At 64.2% G+C, this 24,656-nt stretch carries 28 protein-coding genes and 1 pseudogene; 21 read left to right on the top strand and 8 right to left on the bottom strand.

From position 1 onward, the window contains the following. Positions 1-14 precede the first annotated feature (14 nt). On the top strand, positions 15-1,301 hold the full coding sequence (locus ACE3RX_RS02120) for a dihydroorotase (RefSeq protein WP_374479792.1): 1,287 nt from the start codon (positions 15-17) through the stop codon (positions 1,299-1,301). 70 nt (positions 1,302-1,371) lie between these two features. On the opposite strand, the gene ACE3RX_RS02115 is transcribed toward ACE3RX_RS02120, so the two are convergent. After that, positions 1,372-2,874, bottom strand: coding sequence for a TRAP transporter large permease subunit (locus ACE3RX_RS02115; RefSeq protein WP_374479912.1), 1,503 nt, complete (start codon positions 2,872-2,874; stop codon positions 1,372-1,374). Then, positions 2,871-3,461 (bottom strand): TRAP transporter small permease subunit, encoded by a 591-nt coding sequence (locus ACE3RX_RS02110; protein ID WP_374479790.1) that lies wholly within the window; start codon positions 3,459-3,461, stop codon positions 2,871-2,873. The genes ACE3RX_RS02115 and ACE3RX_RS02110 overlap by 4 nt, the downstream gene beginning before the upstream one ends. A gap of 204 nt (positions 3,462-3,665) precedes the next feature. Here ACE3RX_RS02110 and ACE3RX_RS02105 point away from each other — a divergent pair, with 204 nt between their 5' ends. The 8 genes from ACE3RX_RS02105 (at position 3,666) to ACE3RX_RS02070 (ending at position 12,203) form a co-directional block, all read left to right on the top strand. Then, the gene (locus tag ACE3RX_RS02105; protein WP_374479788.1) at positions 3,666-4,304 is read left to right on the top strand and encodes a histidine phosphatase family protein; all 639 of its coding nucleotides are present in this window, start codon (positions 3,666-3,668) and stop codon (positions 4,302-4,304) included. 104 nt (positions 4,305-4,408) lie between these two features. Beyond that, positions 4,409-6,448, top strand: a complete 2,040-nt coding sequence (locus ACE3RX_RS02100) for a methyl-accepting chemotaxis protein (RefSeq protein ID WP_374479786.1) — start codon at positions 4,409-4,411, stop codon at positions 6,446-6,448. Between the two features lie 93 nt (positions 6,449-6,541). Beyond that, complete coding sequence (gene glyA / locus ACE3RX_RS02095; protein WP_374479784.1) at positions 6,542-7,792, top strand: serine hydroxymethyltransferase; 1,251 nt, start codon at positions 6,542-6,544, stop codon at positions 7,790-7,792. A 32-nt stretch (positions 7,793-7,824) separates the two neighbouring features. Further along, positions 7,825-8,304, top strand: coding sequence for a transcriptional regulator NrdR (gene nrdR, locus ACE3RX_RS02090; protein WP_079435855.1), 480 nt, complete (start codon positions 7,825-7,827; stop codon positions 8,302-8,304). A 13-nt stretch (positions 8,305-8,317) separates the two neighbouring features. Continuing rightward, positions 8,318-9,406, top strand: coding sequence for a bifunctional diaminohydroxyphosphoribosylaminopyrimidine deaminase/5-amino-6-(5-phosphoribosylamino)uracil reductase RibD (ribD, locus tag ACE3RX_RS02085; protein WP_374479782.1), 1,089 nt, complete (start codon positions 8,318-8,320; stop codon positions 9,404-9,406). Positions 9,407-9,517: 111 nt separating this feature from the next. Beyond that, positions 9,518-10,477, top strand: a complete 960-nt coding sequence (locus ACE3RX_RS02080) for a cytochrome D1 domain-containing protein (protein WP_374479780.1) — start codon at positions 9,518-9,520, stop codon at positions 10,475-10,477. After that, positions 10,477-11,226, top strand: a complete 750-nt coding sequence (locus tag ACE3RX_RS02075) for a polysaccharide deacetylase family protein (protein ID WP_374479778.1) — start codon at positions 10,477-10,479, stop codon at positions 11,224-11,226. The genes ACE3RX_RS02080 and ACE3RX_RS02075 overlap by 1 nt, the downstream gene beginning before the upstream one ends. Continuing rightward, a complete protein-coding gene (locus tag ACE3RX_RS02070; RefSeq protein ID WP_374479776.1) occupies positions 11,223-12,203 on the top strand; it encodes a sterol desaturase family protein in 981 nt (326 codons plus the stop codon). Before ACE3RX_RS02075 ends, ACE3RX_RS02070 begins: the two co-directional genes overlap by 4 nt. Here ACE3RX_RS02070 and ACE3RX_RS02065 read toward each other — a convergent pair. The 3 genes from ACE3RX_RS02065 to ACE3RX_RS02055 are packed head-to-tail and all read right to left on the bottom strand — an operon-like array spanning position 12,195 to position 14,877. Then, positions 12,195-12,944, bottom strand: coding sequence for a ThiF family adenylyltransferase (locus ACE3RX_RS02065; protein WP_374479774.1), 750 nt, complete (start codon positions 12,942-12,944; stop codon positions 12,195-12,197). The genes ACE3RX_RS02070 and ACE3RX_RS02065 overlap by 9 nt on opposite strands. A 45-nt stretch (positions 12,945-12,989) precedes the next feature. After that, the gene (locus ACE3RX_RS02060) at positions 12,990-13,445 is read right to left on the bottom strand and encodes a hypothetical protein (RefSeq protein ID WP_374479772.1); all 456 of its coding nucleotides are present in this window, start codon (positions 13,443-13,445) and stop codon (positions 12,990-12,992) included. Between the two features lie 22 nt (positions 13,446-13,467). Next, complete coding sequence (locus ACE3RX_RS02055) at positions 13,468-14,877, bottom strand: S41 family peptidase (protein ID WP_374479770.1); 1,410 nt, start codon at positions 14,875-14,877, stop codon at positions 13,468-13,470. Positions 14,878-15,081: 204 nt separating this feature from the next. On the opposite strand from ACE3RX_RS02055, the gene ACE3RX_RS02050 reads away from it, so the two are divergent. From ACE3RX_RS02050 to ACE3RX_RS02025, 6 genes are read left to right on the top strand one after another with little or no spacing between them, the layout of a single operon-like run. Beyond that, positions 15,082-15,402, top strand: coding sequence for an ArsR/SmtB family transcription factor (locus ACE3RX_RS02050; protein ID WP_374479768.1), 321 nt, complete (start codon positions 15,082-15,084; stop codon positions 15,400-15,402). Between the two features lie 33 nt (positions 15,403-15,435). Then, positions 15,436-15,846, top strand: a complete 411-nt coding sequence (locus tag ACE3RX_RS02045) for a rhodanese-like domain-containing protein (RefSeq protein ID WP_374479766.1) — start codon at positions 15,436-15,438, stop codon at positions 15,844-15,846. 4 nt (positions 15,847-15,850) lie between these two features. Continuing rightward, entirely contained in the window at positions 15,851-16,120 is a 270-nt protein-coding gene (grxC, locus tag ACE3RX_RS02040; protein ID WP_374479764.1) for a glutaredoxin 3, read from the top strand. Between the two features lie 51 nt (positions 16,121-16,171). Continuing rightward, the gene (secB, locus tag ACE3RX_RS02035; RefSeq protein ID WP_374479762.1) at positions 16,172-16,639 is read left to right on the top strand and encodes a protein-export chaperone SecB; all 468 of its coding nucleotides are present in this window, start codon (positions 16,172-16,174) and stop codon (positions 16,637-16,639) included. Beyond that, a complete protein-coding gene (locus tag ACE3RX_RS02030) occupies positions 16,639-17,091 on the top strand; it encodes an SH3 domain-containing protein (protein ID WP_374479760.1) in 453 nt (150 codons plus the stop codon). The genes secB and ACE3RX_RS02030 overlap by 1 nt, the downstream gene beginning before the upstream one ends. A 5-nt stretch (positions 17,092-17,096) precedes the next feature. Further along, positions 17,097-18,077: an NAD(P)H-dependent glycerol-3-phosphate dehydrogenase gene (locus ACE3RX_RS02025; RefSeq protein WP_374479758.1), complete on the top strand. Its 981-nt coding sequence runs from the start codon at positions 17,097-17,099 to the stop codon at positions 18,075-18,077. 20 nt (positions 18,078-18,097) lie between these two features. On the opposite strand, the gene ACE3RX_RS02020 is transcribed toward ACE3RX_RS02025, so the two are convergent. From ACE3RX_RS02020 to ACE3RX_RS02010, 3 genes and pseudogenes are all read right to left on the bottom strand, one after another. Beyond that, positions 18,098-18,562, bottom strand: coding sequence for a tRNA (cytidine(34)-2'-O)-methyltransferase (locus tag ACE3RX_RS02020; protein ID WP_374479756.1), 465 nt, complete (start codon positions 18,560-18,562; stop codon positions 18,098-18,100). A 33-nt stretch (positions 18,563-18,595) separates the two neighbouring features. After that, positions 18,596-19,102, bottom strand: coding sequence for a ComF family protein (locus ACE3RX_RS02015; RefSeq protein ID WP_374479910.1), 507 nt, complete (start codon positions 19,100-19,102; stop codon positions 18,596-18,598). Positions 19,103-19,111: 9 nt separating this feature from the next. Beyond that, positions 19,112-19,294 (bottom strand): annotated as a pseudogene (locus ACE3RX_RS02010) (double zinc ribbon domain-containing protein); the annotation flags it as partial. Between the two features lie 77 nt (positions 19,295-19,371). On the opposite strand from ACE3RX_RS02010, the gene bioB reads away from it, so the two are divergent. The 6 genes from bioB (at position 19,372) to ACE3RX_RS01980 (ending at position 24,644) form a co-directional block, all read left to right on the top strand. Continuing rightward, on the top strand, positions 19,372-20,367 hold the full coding sequence (gene bioB, locus ACE3RX_RS02005) for a biotin synthase BioB (protein WP_374479754.1): 996 nt from the start codon (positions 19,372-19,374) through the stop codon (positions 20,365-20,367). A gap of 13 nt (positions 20,368-20,380) precedes the next feature. Next, positions 20,381-21,265, top strand: a complete 885-nt coding sequence (locus tag ACE3RX_RS02000) for a methyltransferase domain-containing protein (protein ID WP_374479752.1) — start codon at positions 20,381-20,383, stop codon at positions 21,263-21,265. Continuing rightward, complete coding sequence (locus tag ACE3RX_RS01995; protein WP_374479750.1) at positions 21,262-21,915, top strand: pyrimidine 5'-nucleotidase; 654 nt, start codon at positions 21,262-21,264, stop codon at positions 21,913-21,915. The genes ACE3RX_RS02000 and ACE3RX_RS01995 overlap by 4 nt, the downstream gene beginning before the upstream one ends. Before the next feature lie 36 nt (positions 21,916-21,951). Further along, positions 21,952-23,028, top strand: coding sequence for a 3-deoxy-7-phosphoheptulonate synthase (locus ACE3RX_RS01990; RefSeq protein ID WP_374479748.1), 1,077 nt, complete (start codon positions 21,952-21,954; stop codon positions 23,026-23,028). Next, positions 23,028-23,858, top strand: a complete 831-nt coding sequence (gene serB, locus ACE3RX_RS01985; protein WP_374479746.1) for a phosphoserine phosphatase SerB — start codon at positions 23,028-23,030, stop codon at positions 23,856-23,858. Before ACE3RX_RS01990 ends, serB begins: the two co-directional genes overlap by 1 nt. Positions 23,859-24,107: 249 nt before the next feature. Further along, complete coding sequence (locus ACE3RX_RS01980; protein WP_374479744.1) at positions 24,108-24,644, top strand: C40 family peptidase; 537 nt, start codon at positions 24,108-24,110, stop codon at positions 24,642-24,644. Positions 24,645-24,656: the final 12 nt, after the last annotated feature.

The raw sequence follows: 24,656 nt of genomic DNA, 5'->3' as shown, positions 1-24,656 counted from the left end.
ACCGGATTCCCACGATGACCATCCATATCAAGAATGGCCGCCTGATCGATCCGGCCAACAAGATCGACGCTCTCCAGGACCTCTTCATCGCCGACGGCAAGATCGTCGGCGTGGGCAACGCGCCCGACGGTTTCACGGCCGCCCGGACCATCGACGCCAGCGGCTACGTGGTCGCCCCGGGCCTCATCGACCTGGCCGCCCGGCTACGTGAGCCTGGCTTTGAATACAAGGCCACGCTGGAATCCGAAATGGACGCCGCGATGGCCGGCGGCATCACCAGCCTGGCCATTCCGCCCGACACCGATCCGGTGCTGGACGAACCCGGCCTCGTCGAAATGCTGTGCTACCGCGCCAAGAAGCTCAACCGCGCCCACGTCTACCCGGTCGGGGCGCTGACCATCGGCCTCAAGGGCGAGCAGCTGTCCGAAATGGCCGAGCTGGTGGAAGCGGGCTGCGTGGCCTTCAGCCAGGCCAACGTGCCCATTCTCGATACCCGCGTGCTGGCGCGTGCCATGCAGTACGCCGCCACCTTCGGCTTCCGCGTGTGGCTGCAGCCCCTGGACCCCTACCTGTCGAAGGGCGGCGTCGCCCACGACGGCGAGGTTGCATCCCGCCTGGGCCTGCCCGGCATCCCGGCCAGCGCCGAGATCGTCGCGCTGTACACCTACCTGCGCCTGGCCCGCCAGACCGGCGCCCGCCTGCACATCACCCGTGTGTCCTGTGCCGAAAGCCTCGACCTGATCGAAAAGGCCCGCGCCGACGGCGTGGACGTCACCTGTGACGTGGCCGCCCATCACCTGCACCTGAGCGACCTGGACATCGGCTACTTCAACCCGCACTGCCACGTGGTGCCGCCGTTCCGCAGCCAACGCGACCGCCTCGCCCTGTCCAAGGCACTCGCCGACGGCCGCATCAATGCCGTCTGCTCGGACCACACCCCTGTGGACGATGATGCCAAGCAGGCACCATTCAGCGAATCCGAACCCGGCACCACCGGCTTGGAACTGCTGCTGCCGCTGACCCTCAAGTGGGCGCAGGAACACCAGTTGCCGCTGCTCGACGCGGTCGCCCGCATCACCTCGGAAGCCGCCAAGATCGCCGGCATCGCCAAGGGCGGCCACCTGTCAGTCGGCGCGCGGGCGGACGTGTGCATCTTCGATGCCGACGCCCACCAGTTGATCACCCGCAGCATGCTCAAGAGCCAGGGCAAGAACACTCCCTTCCTCGGCCTCGAGCTGCCCGGCAAGGTGCGCTACACCTTCGTCGAAGGTACGCTGATGTACGACGCCAGCCAGAACTGACACAGCCGCGGCTCCAACGAACAACGGCGCCCGCGGGCGCCGTTGTCGTTTTCAAGGCCATTAATCGCGGCTACTTCAGCTCGCCGCGCAAGGCCTTCTCGATCGCCCGGACGGCTTCCTGGTCGTCCGCCGGAACCCCGTCCTGCTCCGCCGGGGCATCGTCGAACTGTACGGGCTCATCGCCCGGCATGCCGTCGGCTGGCACGATGATCTCGATCTTCTCGGTATCGACCTTCTCATGTTTCTCCAGCCCCATCGTCACCAGCTGCGGGAACAGGATGACGATGGCCACCATCAGGATCTGGATCAGCACGAAAGGCACGGCTCCCCAGTAGATCTGTGCGGTTCTGATCGACGGCGGCGCAACGGAACGCAGGAAGAACAGCGCGAAGCCGAAAGGTGGGTGCATGAATGAAGTCTGCATGTTCACCCCCAGCAGCACGCCGAACCAGATCAGGTCGATGCCCAGCTTCTCCGCCACCGGCGCCAGCAACGGGACGATGATGAAGGACAGCTCGAAGAAGTCCAGGAAGAAGGCCAGGAAGAAAATCAGCAGGTTCACCGCCACCAGGAAGCCGACCTGCCCGCCCGGAAGGGCCGTCAGCAGGTGCTCGACCCACAGGTGTCCCTCCACTCCGTAAAAGGTCAGGGAGAACACCCGCGCGCCAATCAGGATGAAAACCACGAAGGTGGTCAGCTTGGCGGTGCTCTCCATCGCCTGGCGCAGCAGCGAGAGGCCGAGACGCCGCCGCAGCACGGCCAGCACCAGCGCCCCGAAGGCCCCCATCGCACCACCCTCGGTCGGCGTGGCGACGCCGAGGAAGATCGTGCCGAGCACCAGGAAGATAAGCAGCAGTGGCGGCACCAGGGTGGTGAGCACCCGCAGCAGCAGACGCGTGCCGTGCAGGGTGCGTGCCTCCGCCGGCAGGGCCGGCGCGTGGCTGGGTCGGACAATCGCCACCAGCGCCACATAGACTGCATAGAAGGCCGTCAGCAGCAAACCCGGAATCAGCGCTCCCTGGTACATGTCCCCCACCGGGCGGCCGAGCTGGTCGGCCATCACGATCAGCACCAGGGATGGCGGGATGATCTGGGCCAGCGTGCCCGACGCGGCGATCACTCCGGATGCCAGGCGCCCGTCGTAGCCATAGCGCATCATGATCGGCAGGGAGATCAGCCCCATCGAGATTACCGAGGCCGCCACCACGCCGGTCGTTGCGGCGAGGATCGCGCCGACGAAGATCACCGCGAAGGCCAGCCCGCCGCGCACTGGCCCGAACAGCTGGCCAATGGTGTCGAGCAAGTCCTCGGCCATGCCCGAGCGCTCGAGAATCAGGCCCATGAAGGTGAAGAACGGGATCGCCAGCAAGGTGTCGTTGGACATCACCCCGAAAATCCGGTCCGGCAACGCCTGGAACAGGGACGGCGTGAGCAGCCCGAGTTCAATCCCCAGCAAGCCGAAGACAATCCCGTTGGCGGCCAGCGCAAAGGCTACGGGGTAGCCGAACAGCAGGAACACTATCAGCACCCCGAACATCAGCGGCGCCATGTTGGCAGCGATGAAGGCCATCAGCTCCGCCCCCCACGCTGCGCCTCGATGACCCGCGCCAGTTCGCTCTCGGGCGTGGAAGCCTGCGGCTTGGCATTCGGATCACCGATCAGCCCTTGCAGAAAGGCCGCCCGCTTGATGAGCTCGGAGACGCCCTGCAGCACCAGCAGCGCAAAGCCTGCCGGCACCAGCGCCCTCACCGGCCACACCAGCAGCCCGCCTGCGTTCGATGAGTGCTCGCCAGCCCGGTAGGAGTCCACGAAGATCGGCCATGACAGATAGAGCACCGCGATGGCCATCGGCGCCAGAAAGAACAGCGTCCCGACGATATCGATCCACGCCTGTGTCTGCGGCGAAAAGCGTCCGGCCACCACGTCGATGCGCACATGCTCGTTCTTCAGCAGCGTATAGCCCCCGCACAACAGGAAAACCGCCGAGAACAGATACCACTGGATCTCCAGCAGGCCATTTGAACTGAAGTTGAACAGGTAGCGCACGAAGGCATTGCCCGCGCTGATGAGGGTGACGGCCAGCACCAGCCAGGTCGCGGCCTTGCCTACGCGCTCCGTGATGGCGTCGATCAGGCCTGAAATCTTGAGCAGGGCGTGCACGTCCCGCGTCTCCTTTAACGTATGGAAGGCATGCCCCGCGGGGCCCTGCCGATGTTCTTTGGCTCCGGATTATCGGCGAGATTGGCGCCGCACTCACGCTCTGGCAGCACGCGATTCACCTCCCACCTGCCGACAGTGCGGCGCAACACCCTTCCGCGACGTGAGATACTTGGGTTTCCCTTCACCCTACCCTGCACCGCAGCAATGTCTACACGTATCTGCTTGGTTCGCCACGGGGAGACGCCCTGGAACACCGAGCGCCGCCTTCAGGGCCACATCGACATCCCCCTCAACGATCACGGCCTGATCCAGGCCAAGGCCACCGCCGCCAGCCTGGCCGGCGAGCGCTTCGACGCCGCCTACAGCTCCGACCTGACCCGCGCCCGCCAGACCGCCGAAGCCGTTACGACCCACAACGGCCTCAGCCTGACCCTCGACGCCGGACTGCGCGAGCGCCATTACGGCATCTTCCAGGCCCTGACCTACGACGAAGCCCGCGAGCGTTTCCCCGCCGAATACCACCGCTTCGAAACCCGTGACCCGGACTTCGCCTTCCCCGAGGGCGGCGAGAGCCTGCGGGAATTCGCCCGCCGCATCCACGACAAGCTCAGCGCCATCGCCGACGCCCACCGGGGCGGCACGGTGCTGGTCGTCACCCACGGCGGCGTGCTCGACATTGCCCACCGCCTGGCCGCCGGCAAGCCGCTGGAAACCCCGCGGGACTTCACGATCCCCAACGCCGCCCTCAACTGGATCGGCCACGACGGTGACAACTGGTCGCTGATCTCCTGGGGCGAGCAGCGCCACCTGGACAGTGCGCTGGACGAGCTTAACAACGCCTGATTTAGCACTTCATCATCCGGAAACCCTAAAGTTTCCCGGGGCCCCGCCGATGCCTCGGACGAGCACGCAGCCCGTCCGGGGCGCGAACCGGCAGGAGTCCCGTCATGCTGAAATTCAACCGGCAGTCCCTCGTCCACCAGCTAGCCCTCGCCGCGGCGCTGGTCAGTCTGGTCATATTCGGCGCCCTGATCGCCTTCACGACCTACTTCGCTGAGGACGCGGCGCTGGCCAAGACAGAGGACGAACTCACCCATCAGGTGACGGGCATCGTCCGCATGCTCGAACTGAGCCACGGCAACGCGATCGCTCACGCTGGCCGGGGTGCCAGTCGGCTCAAGACGGCCCTCGGCACGCTGCGCATCGGCCCGGAAACCACCAAGGCTGGCAGCTACGAGGTGCCACTGGTGCACACCGGCGAGCGCAGCCTCAACGGCAACACAGCGCTACTGGAATCCCTGCGCCAGCAGATCGACGCCGACCCGGCGCTGCTGCTACGCTCCGGTGACGATTTCGTGCGCGCCGCCACGCTGCTGAAGAACAAGGATGGCAGCAGCGCCGAAGGCAGCACACTGCCCCGCAACAGCAAGGAAAGCACAGCCCTGCTGGCGGGCAAGAGCTATGCCGGCGTGGTCAAGCGCAACGGCAAATACTACATCTCGGCGATCGAGCCACTGACCGACGCCTCCGGCAAGGTCGTCGGCGCCCTGTCCACCCGCGTGGACATCAGCGGCGACATGGATCGCCTTTTCAAGGCCCTCGCCGAGATCAAGTCCGGCAGCACCGGCTACGCTTATGTACTGGCCCCGGCCGAAGAAACGGCGAAGAGCGAACTGGTCTATCACCCCAGCCTCGGCGGCCGCCAGATCGGCGAGATCAACAACCCGTCCCTGACCCGGATTGTCGAGGAACAAATCGGCCGCAAACAGGGCGCGATGACCTACAAGTGGTCACGCACCCCGGGCGGGCCCGAGACCGACCCGAAGATGGTGGTCTTCGAAACAGCCCCCTCGTGGGGCTGGATCGTCGCCACCGGCAGCTTCATCGACGAATTCACCGTCGAAGCCCGCCATCTGCGCAACACCCTGATCGCACTGTGCATCGGCGGCGCGATCCTGCTAGCGGTGGTGCTGTACTTCATCACCCGCAACCGCCTCGCCCCCATCCACGCATTGCTCGAAGCAACCCGGCGCATCGGCCACGGCGATCTGACCGTGCGCTTTCCCGAAGCCCCGGCCGACAGCCGCAACGAGCTAGATCTGATCGCCCACTCCCTCGACACCACCACGCGCCAGATCGGCACGCTGATCGGCGACGTGATGCGCACCGGCAATTCGGTCCGCGACGCCGCCCGTGCCGTACGCCAGGGCTCGGATGAAGTGGTGAATAGCACCGCAGCCCAGAGCGAAGCTGCAGCTGGCCTCGCCACCGCCATCGAAGAGCTCGCCGTCAGCGTCACCCACGTTTCCGACAGCGCGGCCCTCGCCCGCGACATGACCCAGCAGGCCCAGGTCCACGCGGACGAAGGAAGCGGCCGCGTGCGCAGCGTCATCGACGGCATGGGGCGGATCGCCGGCGAAATCGACGAGGCGGCCGTGGCGGTCCGACAACTCTCCGAGCACTCGGCGCAGATCTCCAACATCGGCAAGCTGATCAACGAGATCGCCGAGCAGACCAACTTGCTCGCCCTCAACGCCGCCATCGAAGCGGCCCGTGCCGGCGAAAGCGGCCGTGGCTTCGCGGTGGTGGCCGACGAGGTTCGCAAGCTGGCCGAGCGCACCGCCAACTCAACCCGCGAGATCTCGGCCACCGTGACCGAGGTACAGAGCGAAGCCCAGCGCGTTGTCACCATGATCCAGGGCGTTACCAAAGGGGTGCGCGACGGGGTCGGCCTCGCCACCGAATCCGGCGCCATGCTGGAGACGATCCGCAGCGAGAGTGTCCGTACCACCGCCGCGGTCAACGACATCGCCGACACCACGCGCGCCCAGAGCACATCCAGCCAGGACGTGGCCCAAGGTGTCGAACGCATCGCGCAGATGGCGGCGCAGAACAACCAGATCACCCGCCGCACCCACGAGCAGACAACAACCCTCGAACAACTGGTCGCCGACCTCGAAACCAAGGTCGGTCACTTCCGCGTCTGAGGCCTTTCATCGCTTTTACGAGCACGGCAGCTTTCGGCAAGCCCGAGGTGCCGTGTTAAACTCCGTTTTTGACTCAAGCCCACCTGGATCGCCATGTTTTCCAAGCAAAATACCCTCGCCAAGGTCGACCCCGAACTCTGGCAGGCCATTGAGGCCGAAAACCGCCGTCAGGAAGATCACATCGAACTGATCGCCTCCGAGAACTACGTCAGTGCAGCTGTCATGGAAGCCCAGGGCTCCCAGCTCACCAACAAGTACGCGGAAGGTTATCCGGGCAAGCGTTACTACGGTGGCTGTGAACACGTGGACGTGGCCGAGCAGCTGGCCATCGACCGCCTGAAGGCCCTGTTCGGCGCCGAAGCCGCCAACGTCCAGCCGAACTCCGGCTCCCAGGCCAACCAGGCCGTCCTGATGGCCTTCGCCAAGCCCGGCGACACCATCATGGGCATGAGCCTCGCCGAAGGCGGCCACCTGACCCACGGCATGCCGCTGAACATGTCCGGCAAGTGGTTCAATGTCGTCTCCTACGGTCTCAATGAGCAGGAAGAGATCGACTACGACAAGATGGAAGCCCTGGCCCGCGAGCACAAGCCGAAGATCATCGTGGCCGGTGCGTCTGCGTACGCCCTGCGCATCGATTTCGAGCGCTTCGCCAAGATCGCCAAGGAAGTCGGCGCCATTTTCTGGGTCGACATGGCCCACTACGCCGGCCTGATCGCCGCCGGTTTCTACCCGAACCCGGTGCCGCATGCCGACGTCGTCACCTCGACCACGCACAAGACCCTGCGCGGCCCGCGCGGCGGCATCATCCTGATGAAGGCCGAGCACGAGAAGGCGATCAACTCCGCCATCTTCCCGGGCCTGCAGGGTGGCCCGCTGATGCACGTCATCGCCGCCAAGGCTGTCGCCTTCAAGGAAGCCGCCAGCCCCGAGTTCAAGCAGTACCAGGAACAGGTCATCGCCAACGCCCGCGTGATGGCCCGCGTCCTCGGTGAAGAACGTGGCCTGCGCATCATCTCCGGCCGCACCGAAAGCCACGTGTTCCTGGTGGACCTCCAGTCCAAGAACATCACCGGCAAGGAAGCCGAAGCCGTCCTCGGCAGCGCCCACATCACCGTCAACAAGAACTCGATCCCCAACGATCCGCAGAAGCCCTTCGTCACCTCCGGCATCCGTATCGGCTCGCCGGCGATGACCACCCGCGGCTTCACCGAGATCGAAGCCGAGCGCATCGCCCACCTGATTGCCGACGTGCTCGACAATCCGAAGGACGAAGCCACCATCGAGAACGTGCGCGCCAAGGTTTCCGAGCTTTGCCGCAAGTTCCCGGTATACGGCGCCTAAGCAGCACCAGCGACAGGGACGCGCATTAGCCCATGCATTGCCCCTTCTGCGGCGCCGACAATACGCAGGTCACCGACACCCGTGAGAACGAGGACGGTGACACCGTACGGCGCCGCCGTCGCTGCCTGTCCTGCGACAAGCGCTTCACCACCTACGAACGCATCGACCTCAAGATGCCGCAGGTGGTCAAGAAGAACGGCAGCCGTGCCGACTTCAACCGCGACAAGCTTCTCGGCAGCCTGAAACTTGCGCTGCGCAAGCGGCCCGTCACCGCCGAGAACGTCGAAGCCGCTGTCGACCGCATCGAGGCCAAGCTCCTGTCCTCCGGCGAACGCGAGATCGCCTCCGAGCGCATCGGCGAGCTGGTGATGCGCGAACTCAAAAAGCTCGACAAGGTCGCCTACATCCGCTTCGCATCGGTCTACCGCGCCTTTGCCGACGTGGACGAATTCTCGGAAGTCATCCGCGAAGTCACCTCCCGGCCCCGTGGCCGCCCCCCCAAGGTTTCCTGAAGGTTCCACCGCCATGAGTGCCACCGCCGACGACTACCGGTGGATGGCCCGCGCCCTCGAGCTGGCCGAGCGCGGACTGTTCACGACCACCCCGAACCCCCGCGTCGGCTGCGTCATCGTGCGTGATGGCGCGATCGTTGGCGAAGGCTGGCACGTTCGCGCTGGCGAGCCCCACGCTGAAGTACACGCCCTCGCTATGGCTGGAGAAAAGGCCCGCGGCGCCACCGCCTACGTGACGCTGGAACCCTGCTCCCATCATGGCCGCACGCCCCCCTGCGCCGACGCGCTGGTCAAGGCCGGCGTGGCCCGCGTCGTCGCGGCGATGGAAGATCCGAACCCCCTGGTCGCAGGGCGTGGAATGGCCCGCCTGAGCGACGCCGGCATCGAAGCCCTCGCCGGCGTGCAGGAAAACGAGGCCCGCGAACTCAACATCGGCTTCATCTCGCGCATGACTCGCGGTCGCCCGTGGCTGCGCCTGAAGGCGGCTGCCACGCTGGACGGCAAAACCGCCCTGAACAACGGCGTTTCCCAATGGATCACCGGCGACGATGCGCGCCGCGACGCACATCGCTGGCGTGCCCGCTCCTGTGCGGTGCTCACCGGCATCGGCACCGTGCGCGACGACGATCCGCAACTCAACGTCCGCGCCATTCCCACCGAACGGCAGCCGTTGCGCATCGTCGTAGACGCACGCCTGGAAACACCGCTCAACGCCAAGATCCTCGACGGAGGCCGCGTGCTGGTAGCGGGCGCCGTCGAGGACGCCGAGCGCATCTCCGCACTTCAACGCCGCGGGGCAGAAGTTCTGATCCTGCCAAACAACGGCGGCAAGGTGGACCTGCCCGCCCTGATGACCGAACTCGGCCGGCGCGGTATCAACGAAGTGTTGGCGGAGAGCGGCTTCAAGCTGAACGGCTCCCTGCTACGGGAAGGCTGCGTGGACGAACTGATCCTCTATCTCGCACCTGCCCTTGCCGGCGACGACGCACGCGGCCTGTTCAACCTGCCCGAGCTAAGCAGTCTGGCCGACAAACGCGAGCTGGCCTTCCGCGACGTCCGCCAGATCGGCCGCGACCTGCGAATCATCGCCCGCCCCTGCTAAGGCAGCCCCCGCATTTCCCCTGAATCCCGGGGGAGGAGCCCCTGCTTAGCACGGTCAACGCGCGCCCTGCGCTGGCCGTTGAGTGCCTATATCCGCAACACGACCACCACCATGAAGCCCGCGCACCTGATCGGCTCCGTCGCCCTTGCCTGCCTGGCGGTGTCCGCCTGCGCAGAAACGGCCATCGTCCTCAACTCAGGGGATGAAAACATCAGCCTGATCGACACCTCCAGCTACAAGGAAACCGGCCGCATCCCAGCCTGCAAGGAACCCCACCACCTGATGGCGACGCCGGACGACAGCGCGGTAATCGTTGCCTGCGCGATCTCCAATGAACTGGTCTTCTTCGACCCCCGCACAGGGCAGGAGCAAAAGCGCGTCAAAAACATTTCCGACCCCTACCAACTCGGCTTCTCGCCAGACAGGAAGTGGTTCATCGCCAACTCACTGCGCCTGGATCGGGTCGATCTCTACAAGGCCGCTGACTTTTCCTTGGTCGCCCGTATCCCTGCCGCCAAGACACCGTCGCACATGGCCTTCGACAAGGCCAGCCACTACGTCTTCATTACGCTGCAGGAGTCCGACGAGATTCTCGCCATCGACCTCAGGACCCAGCAGCCCGCCTGGAAAATGAGCGTAGGCCCGACTCCAGCCGGCATTTACATGACGCCTGACGACAAGTACCTGCTGGTGGCGATCATGGGCGCCGATTACGTGGAGGTCATCGACTGGCGGACGCGCAAGACTGTCAAGAAGATCACCACAGACAAGGCGGCCCACAACTTCCTGGCCCGCGGTGACGGGCGCCATGTCTTCGTATCTAACCGCAGCATGAAGGGCAGCATTTCCCTGGTGGACACCCAGACGCTCAGCGAGGTCGAACAATACAACGTTCCCGGCGGCCCCGACGACATGGAGATCCGTGCGGACGGCAAGGAGCTGTGGGCCACCGCGCGCTTCGCCCGCAAGGTACAGGTGCTGGATCTACAGCAGAAGGCGGTAGCGCGCTCCATTCCCGTCGGGCGCTCGCCCCATGGCGTGTTCTTCCTGAAGCACGCGGCGAGGCAGTGATGCGTGCGCCAAGCCACCTGCTGCTCGCCCTCACGCTGTGCGCTGCACCGCTGGCAGCCTGCGCCACCTCTGTGGAGCCGGCCTGCAAGGGCACGGTCTACCTCACACTGGACACCGGCAACATGCGCTACGCCGAGCCAATTGCCGAGATCCTGCGCAAGCACCACGTCAAGGCAACCTTCTTCGTTGCCCAGGAAAAGACTCACCGCGGCGACATGGCCCTCGACGCATCCTGGGCAACGTACTGGCAAGCGCGCGTTGCCGAAGGCCACGCCTTTGGCAGCCACACCTGGCGTCATGGCGCCTTCCGTCGGGACCTGGACGACGGTCAGGTGAGCTACCAGTTGATGGACGGGAGCCGCGAAAAGTTGGACCCCGCGCAGATCTGCGCGGAAGTAAAGCAGCCCGACCTGCGCTTCGCCGAACTCACCGGCCGCCACCTCGATCCGATCTGGCGTGCCCCTGGTGGCCACACGACACCCCTCACCCTGAAGGCCGCCAGGCAATGCGGCTATCGTCACGTGGGCTGGTCGCCGGCTGGCTTCCTCGGCGATGAACTGCCGTCCGGCACCTATCCCAACGAAGCCCTGCTCAAACGGGCGCTCGCCAACATTCGGGACGGGGATATCCTGCTTGCCCACCTGGGCATCTGGTCACGCAAGGACCCCTTCGCACCAATGCTGGACCCGTTGATCGCAGGGCTCAAGGCCCGCGGCTTCTGCTTCGCAACCGTAGTCGGTGCACCATGACGAACTGGCTAAGCGAGCTCTTCATCGGTGCGCAGGGCTGGCTTTTCGACACCTTGGTACAACCACTGCTGTTCGCAATCGGCCTGGCGAGCTATGCAGAAATGGGCTTCGACGGTATTGAGTTCGTCCTGCTTGGCGTCATCGAACTCGGTGCTGCCTTCTTGCTGCTCCGCCCATTGGAGGCCTTATGGCCGGCGGAAAAGTGGGCCGAACGACGTGCCGTCCGGGTGGACGTGCTCTACGCGCTCCTCAACCGCCTGGGTGTCATACCGCTGGTGGTCTTCCTGTTGCTTGCCCCAGGCTTCAGCGAATTGGAACGCTGGATGCGCTTCCATGACGTCATTCCTAACCAGCTGGAGGACTGGCTGCCGGCCCTCGATCACCACCCGCTGGCCAGCTTCCTGATTTATCTGGTGATTCTCGACTTCGCCGAATATTGGCGCCACCGCCTGTCACACACCTGGCGCTGGTGGTGGGCCTTGCACGGCATCCATCACTCCCAGCGGCAGATGTCCTTGTGGACCGACTCCCGCAATCACCTGCTTGACGACCTGATCGCCGGCTTCTGGTTCGCCTGCCTATCCCTGCTGATCGGCGTTCCGCCGGGGCACTTCCTCGGCCTACTGATGGCCCTGCGGCTGGTGGAGAACCTTTCCCACACCAACACCCGCCTCACATTCGGCCGTCTCGGAGAAAAACTGATCGTCGGCCCGCGCTATCACCGCTGGCATCACGCGCTGGACCTGCCCACAGATCCGCGTTTCCGCTATGGCTGCAACTTCGCGATCCTGCTGCCAGTATGGGACGTCCTGTTCGGCACCCTGTACCTGCGGGATGAGATCCCGCCGACCGGCATCCACGAAAAGACTCCGGCGGAAATCGCTGCCCGCGACGCTTTCTGGCCACAACAGAAACTCGGCCTGCAACAGTTTGCCAAGGCCTTGTTCAAACGGAACGACGCCCAACGCTCAGCGTGAAGCACACACCGCGCAGGCCGGATCCCGTCCCAGTCGAATCGTCCGCCAGTCCATCGCCAGCGCATCGAGCAGCAACAAACGACCGGTCAGCGTTTCGCCACAGCCCACGAGTAGCTTGAGCGCCTCCGCCGCCTGCACGGCACCAACGATGCCGGTAATCGGCGCGAACACGCCCATCACCGCACAACGCACCTCCTCCACGTCCTCGCCTTCGGGAAACAGGCAGTGGTAACAGGGGCTGTCGTCCGCGCGCAGGTCGAACACCGACACCTGGCCATCGAAACGCACGGCCGCGCCCGACACCAGCGGTTTGCGGTGCACCACACAGGCCCGGTTAATGGCGTGGCGGGTGGCAAAGTTGTCAGAGCAGTCGAGCACCACGTCGGCCGCGGCGATCTCCGCCTCGAGTTCGCCATCCTCCAGCCGTCGACCGATGGGCAGGACGCGGACTTCCGGATTCAGGCGCGCCAGCGTGTCGCGCCCGGACTCCACCTTGAGCCGCCCGACCCCTTCCTGGCTGTGCAGGATCTGCCGCTGCAGATTGGTCAGATCGACCGTATCGCCATCTGCCAGCACCAGGGTTCCAACCCCGGCAGCGGCAAGATACATGGCGGCCGGGGAGCCCAGCCCACCAGCACCAACGACCAGCACACGGGCAGCAACGATGGCGTCCTGCCCCTCGATACCGATCTGGGGAAGCAGGATGTGGCGCGAATAGCGCAGCAGCTGTTCGTCGTTCATGCTTGAATCAAGAAAAAAAGCAGTCGGGGCCAGCCGCCCCGGGGTTTATTTAAAATCGCGCAACTCAGGCGGCGTATCGTCGTGGTCACCATGCGGGTGGGCCGCATAGGCGTGGATGTAAACCTCATGGGACTGCTTGATCAGCCGTTCCGGAGAGCGCAGGTTATGCACCTGCGTTTCCTCCACGTAATAGACCAGAGCCCTGTGCAGCCGGACCAGCAAGGGGCGGTCAAGATGAAAGCCCCCGTCGGACAAGGCATTTTCAAGGCGCTCGAGCGTGTAATCGAGGACGTTGTAATGCACGATCAACGACAACGGATCGCGCCCAGCCTCGACCTTGACTCCCGCCAGCGCGCCAAGCGAGCGGGATGCCTGCTCAACTTGGCCTGGGGGAAGATCCTTGAAGCGGATCTCCCGGCGCTTTACGAGCCCGGTGCGAGCCTGAGGCGAAGCGCTCCCATGCTTCCGTCCGGCCAGCTTGTAAGCAGTCTCGCGTCGCATGATCGAACCTCCGGCACGATGGTCACTTGCCGCTATTCTGGAGGATCTGCAATCCCTTGAGCAAATTCACCGCCTGGGCCAACTGGTAATCATCCTTGCCCGCGATCTCGAAGGGCGGTTTCAGCTCGTCATCCTCCTTCGGCTTGTCCTTTTCGCGCCCCTTGGCCGGAACATCCTTCTTCGGTGCTACCAGCACCTCCGTCTTCGCGGCTTCCGGTTCCTTGCCGTTGGAAAGGTGGCGCTCCAGGTCCGCCTCACGCAGATGATCGCGGGACGAACCGTTCGGCGTCTCTTCCACGACGATGTCCGGCACGATTCCCTTGGCCTGGATGGATCGGCCACTGGGCGTGAAGTAACGGGCCGTCGTCAGCTTGATGGCAGCATTGTTGTTGAGCGGCAGGATGGTCTGCACCGATCCCTTGCCGAAGCTCTGGGTACCCATCACCACCGCCCGCTTGTGGTCCTGCAGCGCACCGGCCACGATCTCAGAGGCGGATGCCGAGCCACCATTGACCAGCACCACCATCGGCACGGTCTTGATGGACGCAGGTACATTCTTGATGTAGTCGTCGCGGGAGCCGCGGAGGTAGTCGTCCGGCACCGCCAGGTACTTGCGCTTGGCGTCGTCGGTACGCCCGTCCGTTGATACCACTAGCGCCTGCGGCGGGAGGAAGGCCGCAGACACGCCGACCGCGCTGTTGAGCAGCCCGCCCGGATCGTTACGCAGATCGAGCACCAGCCCCTTCAAGCTGCCCTGCTTCGCCAGCCGGTCGAGATGCTGCACCAGGGACTGCGCGGTCTGCTCCTGGAACTGGACAACCCGCACATAGCCAAAACCAGGCTCGACCAGCTTGGACTTGACGCTCTGGACCTTGATGACCTCCCGCGTCAAAATCACCACGATAGGCTTGGCCTCGCCCTTGCGTGCGATGGTCAGAACGATGTTGGTCTTGGGCTTGCCGCGCATGCGCTTGACCGCATCGTTCAACGACATGCCCTTCACCGACGTATCGTCGAGCTTGATGATCAGGTCACCCGCCTTGATACCAGCACGGAAAGCCGGCGTATCCTCAATCGGCGAGATCACCTTGACGAAGCCGTCCTCCGAGCCAACCTCGATGCCGAGACCTCCGAATTCACCCTGCGTGCCGACCTGCAGGTCTTTGAAAGCTTCCGCATCCAGGTAGGACGAGTGCGGATCAAGGTTGGACAACATGCCGCTGATCGCATAGGTGATCAGCTTCTTGTCTTCCACCGGTTCCACATAACCCTGCTTGATGGCATTGAAGACATCCGCCAGATTGCGCAGCTCTTCTACCGGCAGCGGCGCCAGCGCCGACTTGTCCGCATTCGCCGAGAAATTGAGGCTGATCATAATCCCGGCACACAGCCCCGTGAATACCAGGCCGGCTTGCTGCAGTTTGCTGCGCATAAAGTCTCCGTCAGGCGCGGGGAAACCCCGTTCAACCGCCATCCAATCCCGCGAACAGGCTGTTCTGCGTATCGAGATGAGTATAAACCGGAAAGGTTCCCCGGCAGCGCGCGCTGCCCTGCAGGGTCTCGTCCCTGCCGCCCGCACCGCTGTACGAAAAAGTGCTATTTTATAATATTAGGTATGTAAAACCTTCGACTCTTCGTGAAAACCAACACCATCGACCTCATCGCCAAACAGGAACACATCGAAACGGCCGCCCGGGCCCTCAAGGCGATTTCCCATCCGCTCCGCCTCAAGATTCTCTGCGTGATCGGCGGCGAAGAGGTCTGCGTGCAGGATATCGTTGAGGCCGTCGGCACCTCTCAGAGCAACATCTCCCAGCATCTCGCCATTCTCAGGGACAAGGACGTTCTACTGACCCGCAAGGACGCCAACCGCGTCTACTACCGGGTCGGCGATCCCCGTACCCTGCAGTTGATCGCGATGATGCGCGAAGTCTTCTGCGGCGACGACGCCGAATAAACCGCCCCAATTCATCCCAACCGGAGCTTTTCAGTGGAATTCCTCCAGCACAACTGGTACTGGGCTGCGCTCGCTGCCGTCAGCGGCAGTCTTCTTCTTGCCACATCCCTGCGTGGCGGCCGTGGAGGCATTTCGCCAGCCCAGGCCACCCAGCTGATCAACCGCGAAGATGCCATCGTGATCGATGTCCGTGAAGCGGCCGAGTATGCCAGTGGCCATCTGCTCAATGCACGCCACATTCCCCTCGGCGATCTGCCCAATCGCCTGGCTGATCTCGAAAAATTCAAGGACAAGCCTGTTATCCTCAACTGCCAGACCGGTGGCCGTTCCTCGTCGGCTTGCGACGTACTGCGCAAGGCCGGCTTCAGCCAGGTCTTCAACCTCGAAGGCGGTATTGCCGCGTGGACCGAAGCCGGCATGCCGGTCAGCAAGAAGAAGAAATAACGCCATGCAACCCAAAATCCTTATGTACGCCACGGCAGTGTGCCCGTATTGCGTCCGCGCCGAAGGCCTGCTGCGCCGCAAGGGCGTGACCGACATCGAGAAGGTCCGCATCGACCTCGACCCGGTCCGCCGCGACGAGATGATGGAGCGCACTGGACGGCGCACCGTGCCACAGATCTATATCGGTGACTACCACGTAGGCGGCTGTGACGACCTGTTTGCCCTCGATCACGAGGGTCGGCTCGACTCACTGCTGCAAGGCGAGCCCGGCTGAGCTCTGCAGCGCTCCAACTTACAAACCATTTCACAACCGGAAAAAATCAACATGTCCGACACCACGCAACAACCCGTTTTCTCCATCGAAAAGCTCTACGTCAAGGATCTGTCGCTGGAAGTGCCGAACGCACCGCAGATCTTCCTCGAGCGTGAAAACCCCCAGATCAACGTTCAGCTGCGTACCGAAAGCAACGCAGTGGACGAAGGCATCTTCGAAGTGGCCCTGACCGTCACCGTCACTGCCCAGCTGCCCGCCGAGAAGACCGTATTCCTGGTTGAAGTGGTCCAAGCCGGCATCTTCCAGATCCGCAACGTGCCGGAGGAAGATCTCGAGCCGATCACGATGATCGGCTGCGCCAACATCCTCTTCCCCTACGCCCGCGAAGCGGTGTCCGACGCCGTGTCCCGCGCCGGCTTCCAACCCGTGATCCTGGCCCCGGTGAACTTCGAAGCCCTGTTCCAGCAGAACCGCGAACAGGCTGCCCAGCAATCCGGCACCGACGTTCCCATCCAGTAATGATGCCGCAGCGCCTCATCACCGCGGCGCTGCTCGGCCTGCCCCTCGCCCTCGCGGCGGCGCAGGCCGGCGCCTCGGACTTCCGCTCGCTCGCCGAACCGGCCATCCTCTACGATGCGCCGTCCAAGCAGGGCAAGCCCATGTTCGTCATCCAGCGCTATACCCCGGTCGAAGCCGTCGTAAACATCGATCGCTGGGTGAAGGTGCGCGACCCCGCCGGCAGCATGCTGTGGCTGGAGCGCCGCCAACTGTCCGAAAAGCGCACGGTCATCGTCACCGCAGCCCGCGCGGACATCCGGCAAAAGCCGGACAGCGCCGCACCGCTCGCCTTCGAAGCCGTCAAGGATGTGGTCCTCGAGCTCACCGACAAGCCGGCAGACGGCTGGGTTAAGGTCAAGCACCGGGACGGCACCGTCGGCTTCGTCCGAGCCAATCAAGTCTGGGGACTCTGAGCGCCATGCGCATAGCCGTTTTTGGGGCCGGCGCCTGGGGCACTGCCCTGGCCCTCGCCTTTTCCCGCAATCACGACGTCGTCCTGTGGAGCCGCGAGGCCGCAGAAATCACCGCCATGCGCAGCGACGGCGAGAACCGCCGCTACCTGCCGGGCATTCCACTGCCTGCCAGCCTGCGCCTGTCGGACAACCTGCGTGATGCCGCACAGGCCGACCTGCATCTGGTGGTCACGCCCCTCGCGGGCCTGCGTCCGACGGCCCGCGCATTGCAGACAGCCGCACCCGGCACGCCGCTGCTATGGGCCTGCAAGGGCCTCGAAGCCGGCACCGCCAAGCTGCCCCACCAGATCGTCGCCGAGGAACTGGGCGCCAACGCGGCCAGCGGTGTACTCACCGGCCCGAGCTTTGCTGCGGAGGTGGCCCAAGGCCTGCCCGCCGCCGTGACCATTGCGGCTGGCGACATCGAATTCGCCCGCCACTGGGTCCACGCCCTGCATGACAACCGCCTGCGCCTGTATGCAAATGACGACGTGATCGGCGCCGAAGTGGGTGGCGCGGTCAAGAACGTGATGGCCATTGCCGCCGGCGTGGCCGATGGCATGGGCTTCGGCCTCAATGCGCGGGCCGCGTTGATCACCCGCGGCCTCGCCGAGATTACCCGCCTGGGCATCGCGCTCGGTGGCCGCCGTGACACCTTCATGGGCCTCGCCGGGCTGGGCGACCTGGTGCTCACCTGTACCGGAGATCTGTCACGCAACCGCCGCGTAGGCCTCTTGCTGGCGGAAGGCAAGAGCCTGCCGGACATCCTGGTGGCGCTCGGGCATGTAGCCGAAGGGGTCAGTACGACACGCGAGGTTGCCGCGCTGTCCGAACGCCTGGGCGTGGACATGCCGATCACCAGCGCGGTCGATCAAGTCCTCCGCGGCACCCTGTCGGCACGTGACGCGGTGGAGCAGTTGCTCGCCCGCGACCCCAAGCAGGAATAATCCGCTGCATGCCGGCGCGCTCAGGCGCCGCCGGCAAACCCCATCTGACGCCAGGCTTCGTAAACAACGACCGCCGCTGCATTAGAGAGATTAAGACTGCGGTTGCCAGGACGCATCGGAATGCGTAGGCGGCGATCATTGGTGAATTCCGCGTGCAGTTCCGGCGGCAAGCCACGGGACTCCGCGCCGAAGACGAACACGTCCTCCGCCTCGAAAGGCACATCGGCATAGTTGCGACCCCCATGAGACGTCAGTGCGAAGAAGCGCCGCCCCGCGAGTAGGGCCTTGCAGGTCGCCCAGTCCTCATGCACCGTCACCACGGCCATGTCCCGATAATCGAGGCCGGCACGGATCAGTTGCTTTTCCTCAAGCGTAAAGCCGAGCGGTTTGACAAGGTGCAGACGGGCGCCGGAATTGGCGCACATGCGCATGATATTGCCGGTATTCGGAGGGATCTCCGGCTGATGAAGGACGACATGGAACATGGGCGCGGATTGTGCCCGCCCGACGCCGACCGATCAACCTGGCGGCGGCGTTCGCGCCAGCACCCGGTTCTCCACGCTGAGCGCACCAACCCCCTTGAGCGTCCGCGCCAGTTCCGCCAGCGTCGCTCCAGTGGTCATCACGTCGTCCACCACCACCACGCGCAGCCCTTCGACCCGGGTCGTCACTCGAAACGCCCCGCGCACGTTGGCGGCACGGTCCTTCCACGGCAAACCAGCCTGAGGCGTGGTATTCACATCCCGCTCAATGCAATCGCAGACGAAGGGAATACCCCACTCCCGCGCCAGAGGACGGCCAATCTCGGCAGCCTGATTGAACCCTCGCGCACTCAAGCGGGACACGTGGAGCGGTAGTGGCACGACCAGATCCGCCTCAGGAACCGCAGCGGCAGACATCCGGTCCACGAAAAGTCGCGTGACCGCCAGCCGATGCCCGTACTTCAGCGCATGGACCAGTCGATCGACCGGAAACCCATAATCGAGGGCCGCCAGGGTCCGCTCGAAGGGCGGCGGCTCACGCAAGCAACTACCGCAGATCTCGCCTCCCGGAACCGGCAGGGCACAACGCGGACAGCGCGCCGCGCCCGCTCCTGGTAACCCGGCCGAGCAAACCGGACACAGCACACCATTGCCGCTCGGTGCGCCACAGGCAAAGCACTGCTGCGGGAAAAGGATGTTCGCGCCGGCCTCCAGCCAGGCCCGCCATCCAAGCACTTGATTTGACAAGTCCGGACCCCTTCGGGGAAACTAAAAGGCTTCGTAATTTTGAATTACAGCCAAAAAAAGGGTGCATGACAATGACCGCCACCGTCGCCCACGCAGAGAGCGCTCCCTCCACCGTCACCACGCCCGCGCGCAAGCGCTGGAGCGTCGCCGAAGTCGAGGCGCTGTTCGCCCTGCCCTTCAATGACCTGGTCTTCCGCGCCCAGCAGGTGCACCGGGAGAATTTCGAGCCCAACGCCGTCCAGCGCTCCACGCTACTGTCGATCAAGACTGGCGGCTGCTCCGAGGACTGCGGCTACTGCTCTCAGTCGTCCCGCTACGATACCGGCCTTGAGAAGGAATCCCTGCTCCCGCTGGGCGAAGTGCTCGAGAACGCCCGGGCCGCCAAGGCCAAGGGTGCGTCCCGCTTCTGCATGGGCGCAGCCTGGCGCGGCCCGAAGGAAAAGGACCTCGCCCCGGTGCTGGACATGGTCCGTGAAGTGAAAAAGCTTGGCCTCGAAACCTGCGTCACCCTCGGCATGCTCAAGGACGGCCAGGCGGAACAGCTGAAGGACGCCGGCCTCGATTACTACAACCACAACATCGACACCTCGCCGGAGTTCTACGGCCAGATCATCACCACCCACACCCTGCAGGATCGTCTCGACACCCTCGAAAAGGTGCGCGACGCCGGCATCAACGTGTGCTGCGGCGGCATCGTCGGCCTCGGTGAAACCAAGAAGAGCCGCGCGGCGCTGATCGCCGAGCTGGCCAACATGAACCCGCCGCCGGATTCCGTGCCCATCAACAACCTCGTGCAGGTGGAAGGCACGCCACTCGGCAACAACGAAGCGATCGACCCCTTCGACTTCGTCCGCATGATCGCAGCCGCGCGCATTACCATGCCCAAGAGCTACGTGCGCCTGTCCGCGGGCCGCCAAGAGCTCGGCGACGCGGTGCAGGCCCTGTGCTTCATGGCCGGCGCCAACTCGATCTTCTACGGCGAGCGCCTGCTGACCACCGACAACCCGGACGCCGACGCCGACGACAAGCTGTTCGCCCGTCTCGGCCTAAAGTCCTTCTAAGCCACAGCCGCCCATGACCATGCCGGACTTCCAGCTCGACCCGCGCCTCGTGCGGCGCCGGGCCGAGCGGGCGGCGGCCGGTTACGCCAGCGTCGACACTCTGGCCCGGGAGATCTCCCGGCGCATGGCCGAGCGCCTCGACTACATCCGCATCGAGCCGAAGCGCATCCTCGACCTGGGTTGCGGCCCCGGCGCAGACCTGCCGGGCTTTGCCACGCGCTACCCCGATATTCACCGCGTTGCGGTGGATGTTTCACCGGCCATGCTCGCCCAAGCCCGTGGCGAACGCGGCCTGCTCAAGCGCATCATGCGTTTCGGCAAGCCGTCCGATCCCGACTTCGTCTGCGCCGATGCTGCGGCACTGCCGCTGGCCCGTGGCAGCGTATCCCTGATCTGGTCCAACCTGATGCTGCAGTGGTTCCATGATCCGCTGCCGGCCCTGAAGGAAATCCACCGGGTGCTGGAAGTCGGCGGCATGCTGATGTTCGCCACCCTCGGTCCGGACACCTTGAAGGAATTGCGCGCCGCCCTGCCGCCATCGGATGCAGAGCACCTGCATCGCTTCATCGACATGCACGACCTGGGCGACGCCCTTGTCGGCGCGGGCTTTTCCGACCCGGTGATGGACATGGAGATGCTGACGGTCACGTACACCAAGTTGGACGACCTGTTCCGCGACCTTCGCGTCAGCGGCTCCAACAACGCCGCGCTCACCAGGCCGCACGGACTCGTTGGCAAACGCCACTGGGAAGCCCTGCGCGCCAACTACGAAAAACTGCGCCGGGACGGCCGCCTGCCGGCCACTGTCGAAGTCGTCTACGGTCACGCCTGGAAAGCCGCCCCCAAGGTCGCCGACGACGGCCGCGCAATCATCCGTTTCGAGCGGAAGCCCGCGTGAGCATGCACCCCGTCTGGCTGTTCGACCTCGACAACACACTGCACAACGCCAGTTCGCACATTTTCCCGCACATCAACCGGAGCATGACGGCCTACCTCATGCGCCAGCTGGATCTGAACGAGGCTGCAGCCAACCAGCTGCGCGTGGATTACTGGCGCCGCTACGGCGCCACCCTCACCGGCCTGATGCGCCACCACGGCACCGACCCTCGGCATTTCCTGCACGAAACCCACCAGTTTCCCGACCTGCCAAGGATGGTCGTTTTCGACAACGCGCTGCGCCACTTGCTGCGCCGCCTGCCGGGCAAGAAGATCGTCTTTTCCAACGGCCCGCAACGCTACGCCGAAGCCGTGCTCGACATCATGGGCATCCGCCACCTGCTGGCCGACGTCTATGCGGTCGAGCAGATGCGCTACCATCCCAAGCCCAAACAGCGTGGTTTCCTGCACCTGATCAGGGATCATCGCCTCAACCCGGCGCGCTGCATCCTAGTCGAGGACAGCGCTGAGAACCTGCGCACCGCCAAGCACCTTGGGATGCGAACGGTATGGATCAGCCGCAGCCTGCGCCAGCCTGACTACGTCGACATCCAACTACCCAGCGTACTCGGACTGATGCGCCATACGATGAGATACGGCGCTTCGGGGTAAAATATCGGATTCCGCTACTCACACAGCGAGTCCGCCATGCCCTTCGCCCAGACCGAAAACCTGAACATCGCGGCCTTCGACCGCATGCCCTCCCCCGAGGAAATCACCGCCCGCGTGCCGCTCACCGACAAAGCCGCGAAGGTGGTCCTTGAAGGCCGCCAGACCCTGCAGGCCATCCTCGACCGCAAGGATCCGCGGGTTTTCGTCGTCGTCGGCCCCTGCTCCATCCATGATCCGATCGCCGGCCTCGACTACGCCCGCCGCCTCAAGAAGCTCGCCGACGAAGTCTCCGACACTCTGGTTCTGGTGATGCGGGTCTATTTTGAAAAACCGCGCACCTCCACCGGCTGGAAGGGGTACATCAACGACCCCCACATGGATGACTCTTTCCGCATCGACGAAGGCATGGAGAAGGCCCGCCGCTTCCTTCTCGACGTGAATGAAGCCGGGCTGCCCGCCGGTACCGAAGCACTGGACCCCATCGCGCCTCAGTACTACGGCGATCTGATCGCCTGGACCGCCATCGGAGCCCGCACGTCCGAATCCCAGACCCACCGGGAAATGGCCTCCGGCTTGTCCACCCCGGTCGGCTTCAAGAATGGCACCGACGGCTCTCTGGACGCCGCCGTCAATGGCATTCTGTCAGCCTCGAGCCCCCACAGCTTCCTCGGCATCAACGGCCAGGGCCAGTCCTCGATCATCCGTACTCGCGGTAACCCATACGGCCACGTGGTGCTGCGTGGCGGTGGCGGCCGTCCGAACTACGACACCGTGTCGGTCTCCCTCGCAGAGAAAGCCCTGGTCAAGGCCAAGCTACCGGCCAACATCGTCATCGACTGCTCCCACGCCAACTCGTGGAAGAACCCCGACTACCAACCGCTGGTCATGCGCGACGTCGCCCACCAGATCCGCGAAGGCAACCGCTCCATTGTCGGCCTGATGATCGAGAGCAACATCGAGGCAGGCAACCAGCCGATCCCCGCCAATCTCAGTGAGCTGCGCTATGGCTGCTCGGTGACCGACGCCTGCGTGGACTGGAGCACCACCGAAACGATGATCCGCAACACCCGCGACATCCTCCGGGAAGCCCTGGCCCAACGGAGCGCAACCTGATGAATCTCGTCGTACAGGGTCCGCAGGTCGAAACCCGCGCCCTGAAGGATCTAGCTGCCCTGACGGCCTCGGAAGGCATTGGCCGCATCAGCAACACCGCATTCCGGCTGCTTGGCGCCACGCCCCATCCGGAAGTGGCTGGCTACTGCGAGCAGCATGCGCTGGATTACGCCTTCGTACCCGACAACCAGCGCCTGGCCGATTACCGCCTGTTCGTCACCGACATGGACTCGACGCTGATCACCATCGAGTGCATCGACGAGATCGCCGACATGCAGGGCCTCAAGCAGGAAGTCTCCCAGATCACGGAAGCCGCCATGCGCGGCGAGCTGGATTTCTGCGAGTCCCTGACCCGCCGCGTCGCTCTTCTGGCTGGCCTGCCTGAAGCGGCGCTGGAGCGTGTTTTCAACGAGCGCCTCAAGCTGAACCCCGGCGCTGAAACGTTGATCGCCGGCCTCAAGCAGGCAGGCATCGTGACCGTGCTGGTATCCGGCGGCTTCACCTATTTCACGGAGCGCCTGCAGCAACAATTGGGCTTCGACTATGCGGTGGCCAACGAACTGGAAGTCGTCGATGGCCGACTGACCGGACGGGTGAAAGGTGAGATCGTGGACGGCCAGATCAAGCGAAAGACGCTTTTACAGGTCTGCCAGGAGCGCGGCTTTGCCGCCGACCGCGCGATTGCAGCCGGCGATGGCGCCAACGACTTGCCGATGCTCACGGAAGCGGGCGTCGGCATTGCCTATCACGCCAAACCGGTGGTTCGGGAAAAAGCTACCTACGCGCTGAACCACAGCGGCCTCGACGGCATCCTGAACCTGTTTGCGTGACATCGAATTAGTGCGACTGGCACGAGCGCGTCGCTGCAGAAAGCCGAAGGGCCCTTCAACGGAGGTGTGCCGACCGGTACGGCCAACCTCCCGCGCGGCCTCCTGAACGTTGCTGCTCGCGACCAGTGCGGAACCGATACTAGCGATGGTTTGTCTTGAACTCCGTGCAGCAATGCACATGCTGCACGGCACAACTCAATGTATGTCGAAAATCTTTACACTGATCAATCCATTGGGTATAGTTATTTGATGCCTATCAAAAAGACGATACTCGGCTTTTTTGTAGCGATCGCGTGTTCCGGCGCGGTCCTTGCGTCGGAGCCCTCCAATAACGCCAACGATGAAGCCCTTCCGGCTTCGATGTTCGAGCGCTACACCGATTCGATCCGCAGCCTGGTCGACCGTAGCCTGAACTTCCTCGGCGTCCCCTATCGATTCGGCGGCACCAGCCCCCTCACCGGATTCGACTGCAGCGGCTTCGTCGGAAAGGTGTTCGCTGATGCCCTCGGCTTCGGCATGCCACGCACTGCAGCCGAAATGTCCCAGATGGGCGAACAGGTCAAGTTCGCCGAGCTGAAGCCGGGCGACCTGGTGTTCTTCAACACCATGCGCCGCGCCTTCTCCCACGTTGGCATCTATCTCGGCAACTACCAGTTTGTACATGCACCTTCTACGGGCGGCGTAGTTCGCGTTGAAGACATGCGTCTCGACTACTGGGCTGCCCGTTACGACGGCGCTCGCCGGGTGTTGCCCAGCGGCCAGTCACGCCAGCCGCAATCTAACTGAACGCGTAGTTCG

This window comes from Zoogloea sp., from assembly GCF_041914405.1.
In the GTDB taxonomy this organism is placed as follows: Bacteria; Pseudomonadota; Gammaproteobacteria; order Burkholderiales; family Rhodocyclaceae; genus Zoogloea.
This window is presented reverse-complemented; position numbering and strand designations above follow the sequence as displayed.